10 protein-coding genes are annotated in these 17,131 nt (G+C 70.2%); 2 read left to right on the forward strand and 8 right to left on the reverse strand.

Annotation, left to right across the window (positions count from 1 at the left end; translation table 11 throughout):
- Positions 1–259: 259 nt before the first annotated feature.
- Positions 260–2,383 (reverse strand): DNA topoisomerase IV subunit B, encoded by a 2,124-nt coding sequence (locus ACIHFB_RS20265; RefSeq protein ID WP_365285342.1) that lies wholly within the window; start codon positions 2,381–2,383, stop codon positions 260–262.
- A 440-nt stretch (positions 2,384–2,823) separates the two neighbouring features.
- On the opposite strand from ACIHFB_RS20265, the gene ACIHFB_RS20270 reads away from it, so the two are divergent.
- Positions 2,824–3,054: a hypothetical protein gene (locus tag ACIHFB_RS20270; protein ID WP_400127520.1), complete on the forward strand. Its 231-nt coding sequence runs from the start codon at positions 2,824–2,826 to the stop codon at positions 3,052–3,054.
- Between the two features lie 102 nt (positions 3,055–3,156).
- On the opposite strand, the gene ACIHFB_RS20275 is transcribed toward ACIHFB_RS20270, so the two are convergent.
- From ACIHFB_RS20275 to ACIHFB_RS20305, 7 genes are all read right to left on the reverse strand, one after another.
- Positions 3,157–4,023, reverse strand: a complete 867-nt coding sequence (locus tag ACIHFB_RS20275) for a serine protease (RefSeq protein ID WP_365285338.1) — start codon at positions 4,021–4,023, stop codon at positions 3,157–3,159.
- Between the two features lie 129 nt (positions 4,024–4,152).
- On the reverse strand, positions 4,153–5,688 hold the full coding sequence (locus tag ACIHFB_RS20280; protein WP_365285336.1) for an RNA polymerase sigma factor: 1,536 nt from the start codon (positions 5,686–5,688) through the stop codon (positions 4,153–4,155).
- A 426-nt stretch (positions 5,689–6,114) separates the two neighbouring features.
- Positions 6,115–7,002: an FCD domain-containing protein gene (locus ACIHFB_RS20285; RefSeq protein WP_365285334.1), complete on the reverse strand. Its 888-nt coding sequence runs from the start codon at positions 7,000–7,002 to the stop codon at positions 6,115–6,117.
- 163 nt (positions 7,003–7,165) lie between these two features.
- Positions 7,166–9,658, reverse strand: a complete 2,493-nt coding sequence (locus tag ACIHFB_RS20290; RefSeq protein ID WP_400127521.1) for an ATP-binding cassette domain-containing protein — start codon at positions 9,656–9,658, stop codon at positions 7,166–7,168.
- A gap of 125 nt (positions 9,659–9,783) precedes the next feature.
- Positions 9,784–10,542 (reverse strand): NUDIX domain-containing protein, encoded by a 759-nt coding sequence (locus ACIHFB_RS20295; protein WP_400127522.1) that lies wholly within the window; start codon positions 10,540–10,542, stop codon positions 9,784–9,786.
- Between the two features lie 131 nt (positions 10,543–10,673).
- Positions 10,674–12,833: a glycogen debranching N-terminal domain-containing protein gene (locus ACIHFB_RS20300; RefSeq protein ID WP_400127523.1), complete on the reverse strand. Its 2,160-nt coding sequence runs from the start codon at positions 12,831–12,833 to the stop codon at positions 10,674–10,676.
- Between the two features lie 269 nt (positions 12,834–13,102).
- Entirely contained in the window at positions 13,103–14,743 is a 1,641-nt protein-coding gene (locus tag ACIHFB_RS20305) for a DUF4192 domain-containing protein (RefSeq protein ID WP_400127524.1), read from the reverse strand.
- Between the two features lie 140 nt (positions 14,744–14,883).
- Here ACIHFB_RS20305 and ACIHFB_RS20310 point away from each other — a divergent pair, with 140 nt between their 5' ends.
- Positions 14,884–17,049, forward strand: coding sequence for a RecQ family ATP-dependent DNA helicase (locus ACIHFB_RS20310; RefSeq protein WP_365285324.1), 2,166 nt, complete (start codon positions 14,884–14,886; stop codon positions 17,047–17,049).
- Positions 17,050–17,131 lie beyond the last annotated feature (82 nt).

A 17,131-nucleotide genomic window follows, 5' to 3' on the forward strand; every position in this document is an offset into this window, starting at 1 on the left:
CCGACGCCTTCGACGCTACGGAAATTCCCAGGTCGGAAGATCGGAGCCAGGGTGGATCACGGGTGGATCCATGACGGCGGCCGTCTCCACCCACGGGTGGAGACGGCCGACCGTGACTCCGGTCGACGGCCACCTGCGACGCCTTGTTCGACAGCGCGTCGGCGGCCACAGCGCCTCCGCCCGACAGCGCCGTGGCGCTCGCCCGACGGGACCGCCGCCCGCCACCGACGCCGCTTCCCCGCCCGGGCGAGCGCTGCGGCTACGCGTCGATACGGGACCGGTCCAGCGTCGCCGCCGAGCTGGAGATGAACTCCTTGCGCGGTGCCACGTCGTTGCCCATCAGCAGATCGAAGACCTGCTCGGCGGATTCCAGGTCGCCGAGGTTGATCCTGCGCAGCGTGCGGTGACGCGGGTCCATGGTCGTCTCGGCCAGCTGGTCGGCGTCCATCTCACCGAGACCCTTGTACCGCTGGATGGAGTCCTTGTACCGAATGCCCTTGCTCTCGAACTCCATCAGCTTGTCGCGCAGCTCACGGTCCGAGTACGTGTAGACGTACTTGTCCTGACCCTTCTTGGGCTGGATGAGCTCGACACGGTGCAGCGGTGGCACGGCCGCGAAGACCCGGCCGGCCTCCACCATGGGCCGCATGTAGCGGTGGAACAGGGTCAGGAGCAGCGTCCGGATGTGGGAGCCGTCCACATCGGCGTCGGTCATCATGATGATCTTGCCGTAGCGGGCCGCGTCGATGTCGAAGGTCCGGCCGGACCCCGCTCCTATGACCTGGATGATCGCGCCGCACTCGACGTTCTTGAGCATGTCGGTCACGGACGACTTCTGAACGTTGAGGATCTTGCCGCGGATCGGCAGCAGCGCCTGGAACTCGGAGTTCCGGGCGAGCTTGGCGGTACCGAGCGCGGAGTCTCCCTCGACGATGAACAGCTCGCTGCGGTCGACGTCGTCACTGCGGCAGTCGGCGAGCTTGGCGGGCAGCGACGAGGACTCCAGGGCCGTCTTGCGGCGCTGCGCGTCCTTGTGCTGGCGAGCGGCGATTCGCGTACGGGCCGCGGCGACGGCCTTCTCCATCACGACGCGGGCCTGGGCCGCGTCGTCCCTCTTCGTGGAGGTGAGGAACGCCTTGAGCTCCTTGGAGATCACGGTGTTCACGATCCGGCGGGCCGCCGAGGTACCGAGGACCTCCTTGGTCTGCCCCTCGAACTGCGGCTCGGCGAGGCGCACGGTGACGACCGCGGTGAGGCCCTCCAGAGCGTCGTCCTTGACGATGTCGTCCTCGGCGACGCGCAGCAGCTTCTTGGCCCGCAGGACCTCGTTCAGTGTCTTGGCCACGGCCTGTTCGTAGCCCGCGACGTGGGTGCCGCCCTTGGGGGTGGCGATGATGTTGACGAACGACTTCAGGGTCGTGTCGTAGCCGGTCCCCCAGCGCATCGCGACGTCGACGCCGAGTTCACGGGTGACCTCGGTGGGCGTCATCTGGCCGTGGTCGTCCAGGACCGGCACCGTCTCCTTGAACGTGCCCTGCCCGGAGAAGCGGAGGACGTCACAGACGGGCTTGTCGGTGGCCAGGTACTCGCAGAACTCGCTGATGCCGCCGTCGAAGCGGAACGACTCCTCGCCCTTGCTGCCGTCCTGGCCGAGGCCGTACTCGTCGCGGACGACGATGGTCAGGCCGGGCACCAGGAAGGCCGTCTGGCGTGCCCGCTGGTGCAGGTGCTCCAGCGAAAGCTTGGCGTCCTTGAGGAAGATCTGGCGGTCTGCCCAGTACCGCACACGTGTGCCGGTGCGGTTCTTGGGGATCTTCTTTGCCTTGCGCAGGCCGCTCGCGGCCTCGAACTTGGCGTCGGGGCCGTCCGCGGCAAAGGAGCCGGGGACACCGCGCCGGAAGCTGATGGCGTGGGTGTGGCTGCTGCGGTCCACCTCGACGTCGAGCCGGGCGGACAGGGCGTTCACCACGGAGGCGCCGACGCCGTGCAGACCGCCGGAAGCGGCATAGGAGCCGCCTCCGAACTTGCCGCCGGCGTGCAGCTTGGTCATGACGACCTCGATACCGGAGAGGCCGGTCTTGGGCTCGACGTCGACGGGGATGCCTCGGCCGTTGTCCCGGACCTCGACGGATCCGTCGTCGTGGAGGATCACCTCGATGTGGTCGCAGTAGCCCCCGAGGGCCTCGTCCACGGAGTTGTCGATGATCTCCCACAGGCAGTGCATCAGGCCACGGCTGTCGGTCGACCCGATGTACATGCCCGGGCGCTTCCGCACGGCCTCGAGCCCCTCGAGGACGAGCAGGTGCCGCGCGGTGTAGTTGGAACCGTCCCGGTCTGCTCCTGCCAGCAGCGCTGTGGACGGCACGGACGTCTCGGCGGTCACGCGGTTCGCTCCTCGCTGAATTTCAGGTAGGGCCCTTCTGGGTAAGGGCGCGGCTTCGGTTGCCGCTCAGAGGGTACCGAGGCCTGGTAGAGCCGTTGTAACGCCACCCTCGTCATAAACTCACAGTAGCCCAGCGTCGCATACATGTTCGATCCCTCGATGGAGTGAAGCACACATCACGTTCCCTTCCAGGCATGAACCATTTAGGCTCCGGGCACGTCCTCATGAACAACCGGCAAGCCAGCCGGGAGGACCGACCTTGACCGACAGCGCGAAACCGTAAGACACATAGACACGCAATACGGCACATTCGCCGCCAACCGGCAGCAGACAGCCGCCCCGAAGATTTTTTTCGAGGAAAAGCCACGAGCGGGAACGTTTTCGGGCTGGTTGGATGTTGACCCTGGTACGACAGCTCGTCGAGCTAGAGAAGAGGCGACGTGACTACTGTTCTGACCCCCGCGAGCCCACTGACGGCCGCCGATCGCTGCGACCGCTGCGGCGCACAGGCCTACGTGCGCGTTGTCCTGCTCAGCGGCGGAGAACTGCTCTTCTGCGCCCACCACGGCCGCAAGTTCGAGCCGGAACTCAAGAAGGTCGCCGCTGAGATACAGGACGAGACGGAGCGACTGACGGAGCTTCCGGCAGCCGCCTCCGAAGAAGAGCGCTGACACTTCGCGTCCACGACGAGCCAGCACCGGCACAGGCCGGCCCGCGGGCGGCACCCCTGCTCCTCAGGGGTGCCGCCCGCGCTCATACCCGGAGATGGCCCCTCAGGCCCTGCCAGACGACCTCGTAGGGCTCGCCGCAGGTTTCTCCCCGCCCAGCGTGTTCACGACCTCGGACACCCGCGTATAGACGCCGGGGCTGTCCGGGCGGCCGCATCCGCTGCCCCAGGACACGAGCCCGATCAGCTTTCCCCGTGCGACGAGCGGACCTCCGCTGTCCCCTTGGCAGGCGTCGTGGCCGCCCTTCTCCTCCCCGGCACACACCATGGTGTCGGCGCGATACGTGCCTTCGGCACTGCCCGGATACGCCTGCTCGCAGAGGGCATCACGAAGCACATGCACGCGTGCCCCCCGCAGGCTGCGCGCGTAGTCACCGGCACCGCTGACATCGCCCCAGCCGTAGACGGTGGCAGCCGTGCCCGGCTCGTACGCCTGATCACCGGCCCTGGCCATCGCGACGACCGATGTCTTCGCAAGGGCCTTCGCCAGGGTCACCACCGCGAAGTCGCCGGCGTTGCTGACGCTGTCGTAGCCGGGATTCACCCAGGTGTCGCGTACGTCGATCTCCCGGCCCTTGTCGGAGAGCAGGTCCGTACGGCCTGTGATGACCTTGAGGTCGCGTACCTGGTCCGGTGGCGCACCCAGGACGTCCTCGCTCAGGCAGTGAGCCGCGGTGAGCACGGTTCTGGGGCCCACCGCCACACCGTCACAGAACTGCCCCGCGCGCGTACCCCCGAACCGGTCACGAGTGGACAGCGCCACGGTCCACGGGCTCTCCGCTATCTCGACCGGGAACCCCCCGACGACGACACTGTCCGCGGACACCGGAACGGCGGACACGACCGGTATGGCGGCCGCGGCGACCGCAAGAACCAGCGGCCGGGACAGCACCCGGGCAAAGGGAAAACGCATACACGTTCCTCACTCTGGGGTGGTCTTGAGAACCTCAGAGTGATTCACAACGCAGTTGCCCGCACCCGCTCAGCGCGAAGCCCGGCTCCCCTGGAGGGGGCCGGGCCTTCGACGTCGTACCACCGCGACCTAGTCGAGGTAGTCGCGCAACACCTGCGAACGGGACGGGTGGCGCAGCTTCGACATGGTCTTGGACTCGATCTGACGGATGCGCTCGCGCGTGACGCCGTACACCTTGCCGATCTCGTCGAGGGTCTTCGGCTGACCGTCGGTGAGACCGAACCGCATGGAGACGACGCCCGCCTCGCGCTCGGACAGGGTGTCCAGGACGGAGTGCAGCTGCTCCTGGAGGAGCGTGAAGCTGACCGCGTCGGCCGGAACGACGGCCTCGGAATCCTCGATGAGGTCACCGAACTCGCTGTCGCCGTCCTCGCCGAGCGGGGTGTGCAGGGAGATGGGCTCACGGCCGTACTTCTGGACCTCGATGACCTTCTCCGGGGTCATGTCGAGCTCCTTGGCCAGCTCCTCCGGGGTGGGCTCGCGGCCCAGGTCCTGGAGCATCTGGCGCTGCACGCGCGCGAGCTTGTTGATGACCTCGACCATGTGCACCGGGATACGGATGGTGCGGGCCTGGTCGGCCATCGCGCGGGTGATCGCCTGACGGATCCACCAGGTGGCATACGTGGAGAACTTGTAGCCCTTGGTGTAGTCGAACTTCTCGACCGCGCGGATCAGACCGAGGTTGCCCTCCTGGATGAGGTCCAGGAAGAGCATGCCGCGGCCGGTGTAGCGCTTGGCCAGGGAGACCACGAGGCGGAGGTTGGCCTCCAGCAGGTGGTTCTTGGCGCGGCGGCCGTCCTCGGCGATGATCTCCAGCTCACGCTTGAGCTTGGGAGCGAGCTTGTCGGCGTTGGCCAGCTTGTCCTCGGCGAACAGACCGGCCTCGATGCGCTTGGCGAGCTCGACCTCCTGCTCGGCGTTGAGCAGCGGGACCTTGCCGATCTGCTTGAGGTAGTCCTTGACCGGGTCGGCGGTGGCACCGGCGGCGGCGACCTGCTGCGCGGGCGCGTCGTCCTCGTCCTCGTCGGAGAGTACGAACCCGGCGCTCTCGGTGCCCTCGGGCTCCTCGCCCGCCTTGGCCTCCTCGATGGCTTCCTCGTCGACCGGCTCGGCGTCGTCCTTCTTGGCCGGGTCGGTGGTCTTCTTGGCCGCAGTCTTCTTGGCGACGGTCTTCTTCACGGCCGCCTTCTTGGCGGTCGTCTTCTTGGCAGCGACCTTCTTCGCGGACGCCTCGTCCTCGACGGGCGCCTCTACGGCGGGCGCCGCCGGCGTGGCGGTGGCGGTGGCCTTCTTGGCGGTCACCGTCTTTGCCGCGACCGTCTTGGTGGCGGTGCGCTTGGCCGGACTCTTCGCTGCGACGCTCTTACGGGTGCGCTTGGGCTCCGCGGCACTGACCATCAGCGTCACACCCTCTTCCTCGAGGATCTGGTTGAGGCTGCGCAGTACGTTCTTCCACTGAGTGGCCGGAATCTGGTCAGCTTCGAAGGCCCGACGCACGTCATCGCCGGCGATCTGCCCCTCAGCCTTTCCCCGCTCAATGAGCGCCATGACAGAGACGGACTCGGCGATCTCCGGCGGGAGCGTACGGGATGTGCTGGCCGACACGAACAACCTCTCGGAACGTTGGAAAACGGCTTCCGGCCCCGTCCACGGCGGACAGGAGCCGACCGCCGACTTGGGGATGAGCCGACGGTGCGGGCGGGGGCCGGGAAGATGCACAGCGCCTTGAACGGCGTCCGTATTCCCTCCGCGGCAGTCACCTCTTAGGTCATCGCGCTGTTCCCACGAGCGTTACGCCCAATCTGCGTGGCCCGAGTCACACCCCGTAAGCGCTCAAAAACGGTCAGATACGGGCAGAGGAGGCCACCCGTGCCCGTGACCGACCCCTGCCATGTACCTAACAGCCCGTTCGCGCCGTCGGACCCCGCAGGAACCCGAGGGCTCCTGCGGGGTCCGACAGGGGGCGGTCCGCCGACCGGCGATGCCACAGGAGGGGGAGGCAACCCCGGCCGCGCCGCCCGTGGTGCGCGGTCAGTGCTCGCGTGGGGCAGGCACCACGCGCTCCACCTCAGGGTGGACGGTGAGCAGTTGGCGCATGGCGGCCTCGGCGGCCGCGCCGTCGGCGGCTGCCAGGGCGTCGACGATCCTGCCGTGATGCGTCAGCGACGTCTCGTTCGGCCTGTCGCAGCCCGTCACGGGGCCGCCGGAGACCTGGAGGGCGGCCGACACGATTCCGGACAGGTGCTCCAGCATGCGATTGCCAGCGACCTGGATGAGCAGGGAGTGGAACTCGGCGTCCGCGCGGGAGAAGGTGAGCGCGTCGCCCTGCCCCATGGCATGGCCCATGATCTCGACCATGTCCGCGAGCCGCTGCTGGACGTCCTCGCGCCCGTGTCCCGCGGCCAGGCGTGCGGCGAGCGGCTCGATCGTCCAGCGCAGCTCGCTCAGCTCACGCCGCTGGTCGTCGCGCTGCGGTCCGAAAGCCCGCCATTCGATGATGTCCGGGTCGAGGAGGTTCCAGTCGCTGACGGGCCGCACGCGCGTGCCGACGTTCGGGCGGGCGCTGACCAGGCCCTTGGCCTCCAGCACCCGGAGCGACTCACGGACGACGGTGCGGGAGACCTCGAAACGCTGGCCGATCTCCTCGGGCACGAGCGGACGGTCGGCGCCCAGGTCGCCCGAGACGATCATCTGGCCAAGCTGCTGGACGAGTTGGCCGTGCAGGCCGCGTCCGCGGCTGCCTGCGGCGCGCCGGCCCACGCGGCCCAGCTCCGGATCCACGCCGTCCCAGGCGGGGGCCCCGACACGGTCCGCGGCGGGCGCCTCGGCGTAGGGGTAGCGGTCGAGTTCGCCCGGGCCGGAGAGACCAGAGTCTGCGGAGCGGGCGGCGGTCATCATGGTGTGCGCAAGGGTACTCACGGATCCTTTGTCGGCGTCGTCTCCAACTCCCTTGAGGTCTTTGGTGAAAAGCACACGAAAGGGTGATCGCTCACCCCGTCGCAATTGACGCCTTATCGGAAAGAAATGGGCTTTCCCCGGGGGAGTTGTGCACAGGGCCGGATCGGAAGGGCTCGGACGGTCGTCATCGGACCCTGCTACGCAGGGTCGTGAGCAGATATGCGCAGAGCAGGACGCTCAGTGACAACGCCAATGCGCCGCCCACGGGTTGGGCGACCATCCGTGCCGCGACGGCCAGATATCGTTCTCCGCCGAAGGGCCACTGCATCAGGAGCACCTCGCGCAGCCGCATGGGGAACCCGGCCGCAGTTCGCACAGCCGGTCCCTCCAGAGCCCTGTGTACGAGGGGTACGACGAGGATCGGTACGGCGACCACCGCCGCGAGCCCGGCCGTGGTGGACCGGAAGATGCCGGCGGCCAGCACTCCGGCCCAGGCGCAGCCGATCACGAGTCCGAGCCAACTCGCGCTCAGCGGGAGCCAGTCGGCGGGAACTTGCGCGAGCTCCCGTCCGTAGACGAGATAGAGCGCTTCGGCGTTGCAGCCGACCGTGAGGAAGGCCAGCAGCAGACCGGTGGCCGCGGTGACGAGAAGTTTGGCGGAGAGCAGCCCCAGTCGGCGGGGCACGGTGCCACGGTCCGCCGCCAGGGCGGGGTGGCGGAACTCGTCGCCGAAAGCGAGCGCGCCGAGCAGCCCCGCGCCGAGCGCCGCGGGCGGCAGCGGCAGCTCCTGCGGCCACGCGGCCAGCAGCCGCGGCTGCGGAGTGTGGCCGATGCGAGCCAGGAGTACGGCGGTGAAGGCGGACACGACGAGCACGACGGCCCCGGTGAGGAATCCGGTGCCGATTCCGGTGGCACGCCGCAGCTCGTAGCGGAGCGGGCGCAGCGGGCTGGGCGAGGGGCGGACGGAGATGGGGGGAGGCAGCGGGGACAGGGCGCCGAGACCACGGGCCTCGACGGGGCGACGGGAGGGCGCTTGCGGAGGGCTGGCCACGACGCGCGCATCGTCGGAGACGTTCGCCCTCAGGGGCGTTCCGGGCTCGACCCGCGGCCCGTCGGCCTGGGCCTGCGTTGCCTCGAGATGAGCCGAGGCATCCTGCGTCGCGTCGAGAGCCGCTGTGGGTGCGTCAGCAGCGTCCGGTGCAGCGTCGAGCGACGCTCGCGATCCGCCCGAGGAGCCCTGCGATGCGTCAGCCCGGGCCCGCGACGCCTCACGACACACAGAGCCACCCTCCGGCCCATCGACAGCCGCTGTGGGTGCGTCAGCAGCGTCCGGTGCAGCGTCGAGCGACGCTCGCGATCCGCCCGAGGAGCCCTGCGATGCGTCAGCCCGGGCCCGCGACGCCTCACGACACACAGATGCATCCTGCGGCGCGTCGACAGCCGCAGGGGATGCGTCAGCGGCATGCGGCGCAGCGTCGAGCGGCGCTCGCGGTTCGTCTGAGGAGTTCCGTGGTGCTTCGAGCTGCGCGCGCGGTGGGTCCGTGGGCTTCTGCGACGCGTCCAGTGGCGCTCGCGGTGCGCCCACCGCGTTCTTCGATACGTCGAGTGGCTCTCGGCGCGTCTCCGACGAGATCGGCAATGCGTCAGCCTGCGCTCGCGAGGCATCTGCGGCGTCGAGTGGCCTTTCACCAGAGGCCGGGGGCTCGTCGGGTTGCCGCGGTACGTCAGGTGCGCGACCCTCCGCCGCCTGGCACCGATCGCCGTCCGCTTGCGGTTCCTCCGTGCGTACGGCCGTCGTACCCGGACCCATGTCCCCGATCTCATCGGCGAGTTGATGTACGAGGATGCCGTGACGGAACGCGGTCTCGCCGACATCCGCGCAGGTACTGCCGTACACGGAGAGCCGGTTACCCCCCTCGCGCACGACCTCGAGGGAGCGCTGCGCCGCGCGGGCCTCCTTGGTGAGCAGGGCCGCGAGGCGTACGGCGTGCGGGCTGCGGACGGCGACCCGGGGGCGCAGCCGGGTGCGGGCGAACTCGGCGGCCTCCTGGTCGGCGACGAGGCTGCCCCGCTCCAGCGTGATCACGCGGTCGGCGGTGCGGGCGGCTTCCTTGGGATCGGCGGTGGTGTGCAGGACCGTGCCGCCCTGGGACGCGTGCGCGCGGAGCATGCCGTACAGCCAATGGCTCTCGCGGGCGGAGAGGCCCTCGGTGGGGTCGTCGAGCACGAGCGTGTGCGGGTCGGAGATCAGCGCACAAGCCAGACCGAGGCGGCGGTCCAAACCGCGCGAGAGGGTGCCGAGACGCTCTTCACGCAGGCTGACCAGACCGACCACCTCGAGGACCTCGTCGGCGCGGCGCACGGAAACGCCAGCGGCGGCGCACAGCATGCGAAGGTGCCCGCGGACGGTCCGGGCCGGGTGTCCGGGGACATCGCCGAGGAGCACGCCTACTTCGCGCGAGGGATGGGCGATGCGGTGCAGGGGGCGGCCTCTGAAGTAGGTGATTCCGCGGCCCTGTTGAAGTTCGAGCATCAGCTTGAGTGCCGTCGTCTTGCCCGCCCCCGGCGCGCCGAGCAGGGCGGTGACGTGACCCGCGCGCGCCTCGAAGGTGACGTCGTCGACGGCCGGGGGAAGCTCCTTGCGGGGGTTGCTGGTCAATCCGAAGACCTCGATCACCCAAAGCAAGATAGCGCGCTATGTCCGTTTTTTCGGGCACCGCACGGTTCGTTGCCCTGGCGGCCGTCGGCCCGGTCGGACTCCAGTTCGCCGTTTACTTCCGTGCCCGGTGCCGTCGCTCGGCTTCACACCTCGGGGCGCAGCATCGGAGGGTTGAGCAGTGTGGCGCCGCCGGCCCGGAAGAGCTGGGCCGGGCGACCGCCCTGGCGCGTGGTGGTGCCGCCGGTGGGCACGAGGAATCCCGGCGTACCCGTCACCTTGCGGTGGAAGTTGCGCGGGTCGAGCGCGACAGCCCACACCGCTTCGTAGACACGGCGCAGCTCTCCGACGGTGAACTCGGTGGGGCAGAACGCCGTGGCCAGGGACGAGTACTCGATCTTGGATCGGGCTCGCTCCACCCCGTCCGACAGGATCTGCGCATGGTCGAAGGCGAGCGGAGCCACGGGTTCTTCGTCACGGCCGTAACCGCTCTGCTGGAGCAGTTCCTCTACGGGCGCCCAGCGCGCGTTGCTGGCGTCGCCGCCGGCGCGGGGTGCGGGCAGGTCGGGGGCGAGCGCCAGGTGCGCGACACTGACCACGCGCATCCGGGGATCCCGCTTGGGGTCGCCGTACGTCGCGAGCTGTTCGAGGTGGGCGCCGTTGTCCTGGACGGGGACGGACGGATCGTGGGCGCGCAGCCCCGTCTCCTCGGCCAACTCACGGGCTGCTGCCTGTGCCAGATCCTCGTCGCCCCGTACGAAGCCGCCGGGAAGCGCCCAGCGTCCCTGGAACGGCGGCTCGCCCCTGCGTACCGCCAGCGCGCACAGGGCATGGCGGCGCACGGTCAGCACGACCAGATCCACGGTGACGGCAAAGGGCGGAAAGGCTGACGGGTCGTAGGGCATGCGGCGATCATAGTCGTCTGCCTGACGATAAACACTCCCTTCGTCGGCCGCATCAATGGCTGATCCACTTTGGCTCGGTATGGGTCCCACCCTGCCCTCCCGGCGGTCTTGCGGTGCCGCGGCGTGCGAGGTCACCCTCCCAATTGCAGCTGGTCGGCAGCCTCCTCGACCATGGCGAGACCGAGTCGGCTGACCCGTACGGAGAAGGGGGCGTCCGCCACACGCAGCCCGGTCAGGACGACCTCGCCCAGGGGTGCACTGCCCATGGGGCGCAGCGTGACCGTCCCGGCGGGGGCGTCGGGACGGATGCCGGCGAGAGTGGTCAGCAGCAGCACACCGGCAGCCGCGGCCGTGGCGGCCGGGCGACAGGCGGCGGGGTGCGGGAGGGGGGCGCTCCCGTCGGCCCGCTGCTCCCCCGCGTACATCTCGGGCAATCGGTGGCCGAAGGTCTCGGCCGCGGCCAGGACACCCCGCAGCAGGGCACCCGCTTCCTTCTCGTATCCGGCTGCGGTCAGCCCCGCCACGGCGATGGCCGTCTCCTGGACCCGCACGGCCCCTGTGCGGTGGCCGAACGGGTTGTATCCCGGTTCTTTCGCTCCCAGCCCGCGCAACCCCCAGCCCGAGTCCATGGCCGGGCCCCCGAGCAGCCGGGCGAGCTGCTCGGTCTGCACCTTGTCGAGCAGACCAGGTGCCTGCCGGCCCTCGCCCAGAAGACCCGTGTCGAGTAGGTGGACGGCGGCCGTGCCCAGGTGCGGCACGAGCCGGCCGTCCGGGGTACGCGCGGCCGCAGGTCGGCCGCCACCCAGGTCGTCGACCCAGAAGTCCGCCCGGAACGCGGTCCGCAAGGTCTGGGCCCACTGGCGCAGTCCCGCGCCGCCCGGTCTGTCGTAGGCGTCGAGCAGATCGGCACCGAGCAGCGCGGCGCGGTGGGCGTACGCCTGTGTCTCGCAGCGGACGGGCCCGCCAGGGTACGGATCGCGCAGATAGGTGCCGTCGCCCACTGTGGTGCGCAGCCAGGTCAGGCAGCGCTCGGCCGTCGGGAGCAGCTCCTGTGTCTCGTGTTCGGACAGGCCCCAGCGGCGGGCCTCGGCCAGGAGCGCGGGGAAGACGAGCGTGGCCTCCGTGCCTGTGCAGGCCGGCGGCAGATGCATGCCCGCGTCCCGCCGCGGGCCCGGGATCATCCCGAACCGGACCCCCGGGCCGTCGAGTTGAGTGCGGGCAAGGGTGCGCAGCGTGCCCGCCGCGAGCCGGGTACCGAGGGGCAAGGTCATCCGCGCGGCGGCCAGCGCCTCCGCCGGGGCCAGACCGCAGCGCCAGGGCACGCCGACGGCCAGGTGCGTGTCGACGGGGTGCGCGGGATCGCGCAGCAACAGGGACTGGAGGTCCTCGATGCTCGTCCGCAGGAGTGCCTGTGCTCCGGAGCTGTCCCCCGCTGCCCGCGCGGGAGCGAGAGGGCTCGTCGCCGCGCGGCCCACGGCTCGGACGGGTCCCGCTCCGTCCGGCCGTACCCTCAGCTCCACGGTCGTCCTGCCGCCCGGGGGCAGTTCGAGCTCCCAGCGCAGCAGCCCCGCGGAGGCCAGCGCATCGTGCGGCGGCGGGTCGGCCGTGACCGATGACGTCCCGGTGGCGCAGGACCAGCGCAGGCCGGAGTCGTGGACGCTGGCGGGCAGTTCGGGTCCCGCGCTGCCGCTCGCGATGGCGCCCAGGTCGGCCAGATCCGTGCCGAGGGCCACCTCGACCGGCAGGCGCAGTGGACGGAGAGCCGCACTGTGCAGCGTGATCCGTTCCGTACCGTCCGCGTCGCGGATGCGCTCGACGACGATGTCCGGGTCCGGGCCGACGCATGTGGACGTGCGCAGGGTGCCCACGAACCGGGCTCTGTCGGCCGCGGTCATCCGGGCGTGCACCGCGAGTGGTTCGTGTCCGGCCACGCGAATCTGACAACGGGAGAGCGCCCGCCGACCCGCGCGGTAGAACCCCTCCAGCCCACAGCCGGTCAGCTGCCCCTGGTCCGTGGAGATGACGAAGCCGGGGAGGGCGACGCAGATCAGAGCGGTGTGGGCGGGCGGCAAATCCAGGCGGCGACGCGAGGTCGGTGGGGCGGCGTGAGGCGGGCTCACAGCCGGAGTTCGCGCCGGGCCCGAGGGCCGGAACGGTGCCCAGCCAATGGCACCGCGCGGCAACCTGGACTTGCGAGTGCCGACAGTGTCCACGGGCGGCGGTGGGCCGGACCCGCCGTGCGCAGAGGGGTCGTCGACGGAGGCGATGGAAGGCGGAGTCAGCTGATGCATGGGCGGCTCCTTCTGCGCTCGGTGCGCCTTGGGCGGGGTCGGTACCGTGCTGAATGCGTCCGGAGTGACACGGGTTGTGCGGCGGCCTTGCCCGTCCGGGCGTTCCGCCACTCAGGTGAACGGAATGGGGCTGCTCGGGGTAACGCCCACGGCAGGTCGACTGAGCGAAGTGGCCGTGGAACGGGTCGCTGACGGCGGCGGGCCCCGGTTGTCGAACGTTTGTCATTCCTCGGCCGCCGTCCGTGCGAGTCCGGCCGTGCGTGCTTCGCTCACGCCTCTCCCTCGGTGACCTCGCTCTTGGGATGCGTGTCTCGCGGAGTGCCACGGCCACGGATCGCACCTTTGGCTGAGGCACGCGGGCGAGTGCCGCCCGTGCGAGCGGCCGCCGCGCGCGTATCACCCGAAGCTGTCGCGTCACCCGAAGCTGTCCCGCGGGACCGGGCGGGGTTCGGCCGTGTCTCTCGAGCCCCCGGCTTCGCGGGGCGAGGCGACCTGTCGGCTGCAACCACCGACCGTGCGCGGCGTCGACGGCGAGAAGCCGGCGCCGCCGTGGGAGTGCATCGGTCAACCCCCGCGGCCTCGCCCCGCACCGTCCCGTCGGTAACCTCCACATCGACGACCGGTGCCGACTCACGGCTGTCGCGTTCGGCACGCAGGCAGCGGCGGATCGACTCCGGGGCCAGCCCCTCGTTGCAGGCCTGGTGCAGCAGACGGGCGAAGAGGTAGCCGGGGTCCGCGCCGAGTGCCATCGCGAGGGCTTCCCTGGCCTCCAGGTCGTCGCCCGTCGACCAGGCGACCCACCCGGCGAGCGTGAGTGGCGCCGCGGCGTGTTCGCCGTACGGGCCGACGCAGCGGCGGGCCAGGGTGCGCCAGAGGCGCAGCGCCGGACCTGCCTCGTCGCCCTCCATCCATTCAGCCGCTCGATCACGGGTCGTACGGTCCTGCAAGCCGAGAATGAGCGTCGCGGCTTCGTCGTGTCCGAGCAGTCCGTCGTCGCGGAGATCTGCCAGAAGCGAGCCGGACACGGCTGGGGCTTCGGCCAGTCGGCTCATGACCTGCCGGGCCAGCTCCAGCGTCTCCCGGGCCACACACGCCCGGCTCTCGTCGTCGAGGATCCGGGGGACAAGGGACATGCCGGCGGTGTCCAGGGCGACCTCCTGCTCCACGGCGGCCGCCGTCTCCCAGGGCAGCAGCCGGGCCCGCAGTTCGCGCAGGGAGCCACGCACTTGCAGGCCCGCATAGGTGGCGGCGGCCGCCAGCACGGAGGTGCCTGGCAGGCCCATCGGCACGCCCTCGGGCGGGCAGCACCGCGCGTTTGCGCAGCAGTAGGACCAGTAGCGGCCGTCCGAGATGCACAGTGCCTCGATCACCGGCACGTCCATCAGGCCGCACTCGACGCGCAGCCGCTGGGCCAGCGGCTGCAGTCGTTCCATGACCTGTCGGCCCGATTCGCCCTTCGCCGGTTCCTGACAGACGTAGGCGACCAACTGCTCCGGCCGCACACCCCGACGCTCGCTGCCCGTCACCAGGCCATGTGCCAGCTGCCGGGCAGCGGACGGCCAGTCGTCCGAGTTCGCGGGGATGCCGAGTCGGGCCCGGCCACCGAATCGGCCCCGGCCGTCCCTGTCGTAGAGGGCGACCAGGACGACGCTGTCCTCGGGGCGGTACCCGAGGAGATACGGCAGGGCATCGGCCAATTCGGCCGGGGTGCGCAGGGTGACCTGGTGCTCGCCGGCATGGCCGTCGTACACATCAGGTGCGTTGAGCGCGTCAGGGCTCTCGGACTCGTCCCGGCCGAAGGGCTCTTGGGATCCGCCGCACCCCGCCCTCGCGCCGTGTTCATCGAGCCCGTCGCGTCCGGCCATGCCTTCGTTTTCGGGAGATCCAGTCGTTTCGCTGTGATTCGTCATGCGCCGACGATCTCCCGGATTCCGAGCCTCCGCTTTGGCCTGTGGATAAGTCCGACCAGGGACACGTCAATCCGGTCAGGTGGCCCCTCGTCGTCCACAGCCGGGCCGGATTGTCACTGCGGTCCTGTTGTATGGGACGCATGGAGCACACGAGCAACGCGGATCTCCGGGCGGCCGCCGACGCGGTCCTCGCCCGCCTCGTCCCGGACGCCATGGGGGCGGCCAGGCTGCGCGAGGACCAGTGGCTGGCGATCGAGGCGTTGGTGGCCGACAGACGCCGGGCCCTGGTCGTCCAGCGCACAGGGTGGGGCAAGTCGGCGGTGTACTTCGTCGCTACATCCCTGCTGCGTGCCCGTGGCAGCGGCCCCACCGTGATCGTCTCCCCGCTGCTCGCGCTGATGCGCAACCAGGTCGAGGCCGCGGCCCGTGCCGGTATCCACGCACGGACCATCAACTCCTCCAATACCGAGGAGTGGGACACGGTCCAGAGCGAGATCGCCGCGGGCGAGGTCGATGTCCTGCTGGTCAGTCCGGAGCGGCTCAACAATCCGGACTTCCGCGACCAGGTACTGCCCAAACTCGCCGCTGCGACCGGACTCCTCGTGGTCGACGAGGCCCACTGCATCTCCGATTGGGGACATGACTTCCGTCCGGACTACCGCCGGCTCCGCACGATGCTCACGGATCTTCCGCCCGGCGTACCCGTTCTTGCGACCACGGCCACCGCCAACGCGCGCGTGACCGCCGACGTCGCGGAGCAGCTCGGCACCGGGGGCACATCGGACGCCCTGGTGCTGCGCGGCCCGCTGGACCGGGAGAGCCTGAGCCTGAGCGTGCTCCGGCTGCCGGACGCCGCGCACCGGATGGCCTGGCTCGCCGACCACATCGATGAGCTGCCGGGCTCCGGGATCATCTACACGCTTACCGTGGCCGCCGCCGAGGAGGTCACCGCCTTCCTGCGGCACCGCGGACACACGGTCGCCCCGTACACGGGCAAGACGGAGAACGCCGACCGGCAGCAGGCCGAGGACGACTTGATCGCCAACCGGGTCAAGGCACTGGTCGCCACTTCCGCACTCGGTATGGGCTTCGACAAACCCGACCTCGGCTTCGTGGTGCATCTGGGCTCGCCCTCCTCGCCCATCGCCTACTACCAGCAGGTGGGCCGAGCCGGACGCGGCGTCGAGCACGCCGAAGTACTCCTCCTGCCGGGGAAGGAGGACGAGGCGATCTGGGAGTACTTCGCCTCGCTCGCCTTCCCGTCGGAGGACCTGGTGCGGCGCACGCTCGACGTACTCGCGCGCGCGGAGCGGCCCCTGTCGCTGCCCGCTCTGGAACCGTTGGTGGAGCTGCGCCGGTCCCGCCTGGAGACCATGCTCAAGGTCCTCGACGTGGACGGAGCGGTCAAGCGGGTCAAGGGCGGCTGGATCGCCACCGGGCAGCCGTGGACGTACGAAGCGGAGCGGTACGACTGGGTGGCCAGGCAGCGCAAGACCGAGCAGCAGGCGATGCGCGAGTACGCGTCTACTACAGGCTGCCGCATGCAGTTCCTGCAACGTCAGTTGGACGACGAGGGGGCCAAGCCCTGCGGCCGCTGCGACAACTGCGCGGGCGCACGCTTCACAGCCGACACGTCCACGGCCGCTTTGGCCGCCGCGCGCGACGACCTCGGCCGAGCTGGCGTCGAGGTGGAGCCGCGCAGGATGTGGCCGACTGGGCTGCCTGCCATCGGCGTCGACCTCAAGGGACGCATTCCCGCAGGTGAACAGGCCGGTTCGGGTCGGGCCCTGGGACGACTGTCGGACATCGGCTGGGGCAATCGGCTCAGGCCGTTGTTTGCCCCTCATGCCCCGGACGGCCCCGTGCCGGACGACGTGGCAAAGGCTGTCGTCGGCGTGCTCGCCGACTGGGCCAAGGGGCCCGGGGGCTGGGCTCCGGGTGCGGCAGACGCCCAGGCGCGTCCCGTCGGTGTCGTCACCATCGCCTCGCGCTCACGGCCTCGGCTGATCAGTTCCTTGGGCACGCACATCTCGGAGGTGGGCCGACTGCCTCTGCTAGGCTCCGTTGAGTACACGGGCGACGGGTACCAGGTTTCCCGGAGCAACAGCGCCCAGCGGCTCAAGGTCCTCGACGGAGTCCTGACCCTGCCGCCCGGCCTCGCTTCCGCTCTGTCCGACGTCAGGGGTCCCGTCCTCCTGGTGGACGACTTCACCGAGACCGGCTGGACTCTCGCGGTCGCAGCCCGCATGCTCCGACGTGCGGGCGCCCAGGGGGTGCTGCCGCTGGTCCTGGCCGTGCAAGGTTGATCACGCCGATCGAGCAGTTCTCCCCCATACAGCAGCTCTCCCCCATACGGGCGGGCGCCGAAGGGAAAGGTGCTCGCCAGTC

Source organism: Streptomyces sp. NPDC051963, from assembly GCF_044593495.1.
GTDB lineage: Bacteria > Actinomycetota > Actinomycetes > Streptomycetales > Streptomycetaceae > Streptomyces.

What these genes read in the sequence shown, in the direction of transcription:
- ACIHFB_RS20310 (WP_365285324.1), top strand. Translation starts at nt 14,884, where the DNA reads ATGGAGCACACGAGCAACGCGGATCTCCGGGCGGCCGCCGACGCGGTC.
- ACIHFB_RS20300 (WP_400127523.1), bottom strand. Translation starts at nt 12,833, where the DNA reads ATGCATCAGCTGACTCCGCCTTCCATCGCCTCCGTCGACGACCCCTCT.
- ACIHFB_RS20275 (WP_365285338.1), bottom strand. Translation starts at nt 4,023, where the DNA reads ATGCGTTTTCCCTTTGCCCGGGTGCTGTCCCGGCCGCTGGTTCTTGCG.
- ACIHFB_RS20305 (WP_400127524.1), bottom strand. Translation starts at nt 14,743, where the DNA reads ATGACGAATCACAGCGAAACGACTGGATCTCCCGAAAACGAAGGCATG.
- ACIHFB_RS20295 (WP_400127522.1), bottom strand. Translation starts at nt 10,542, where the DNA reads ATGCCCTACGACCCGTCAGCCTTTCCGCCCTTTGCCGTCACCGTGGAT.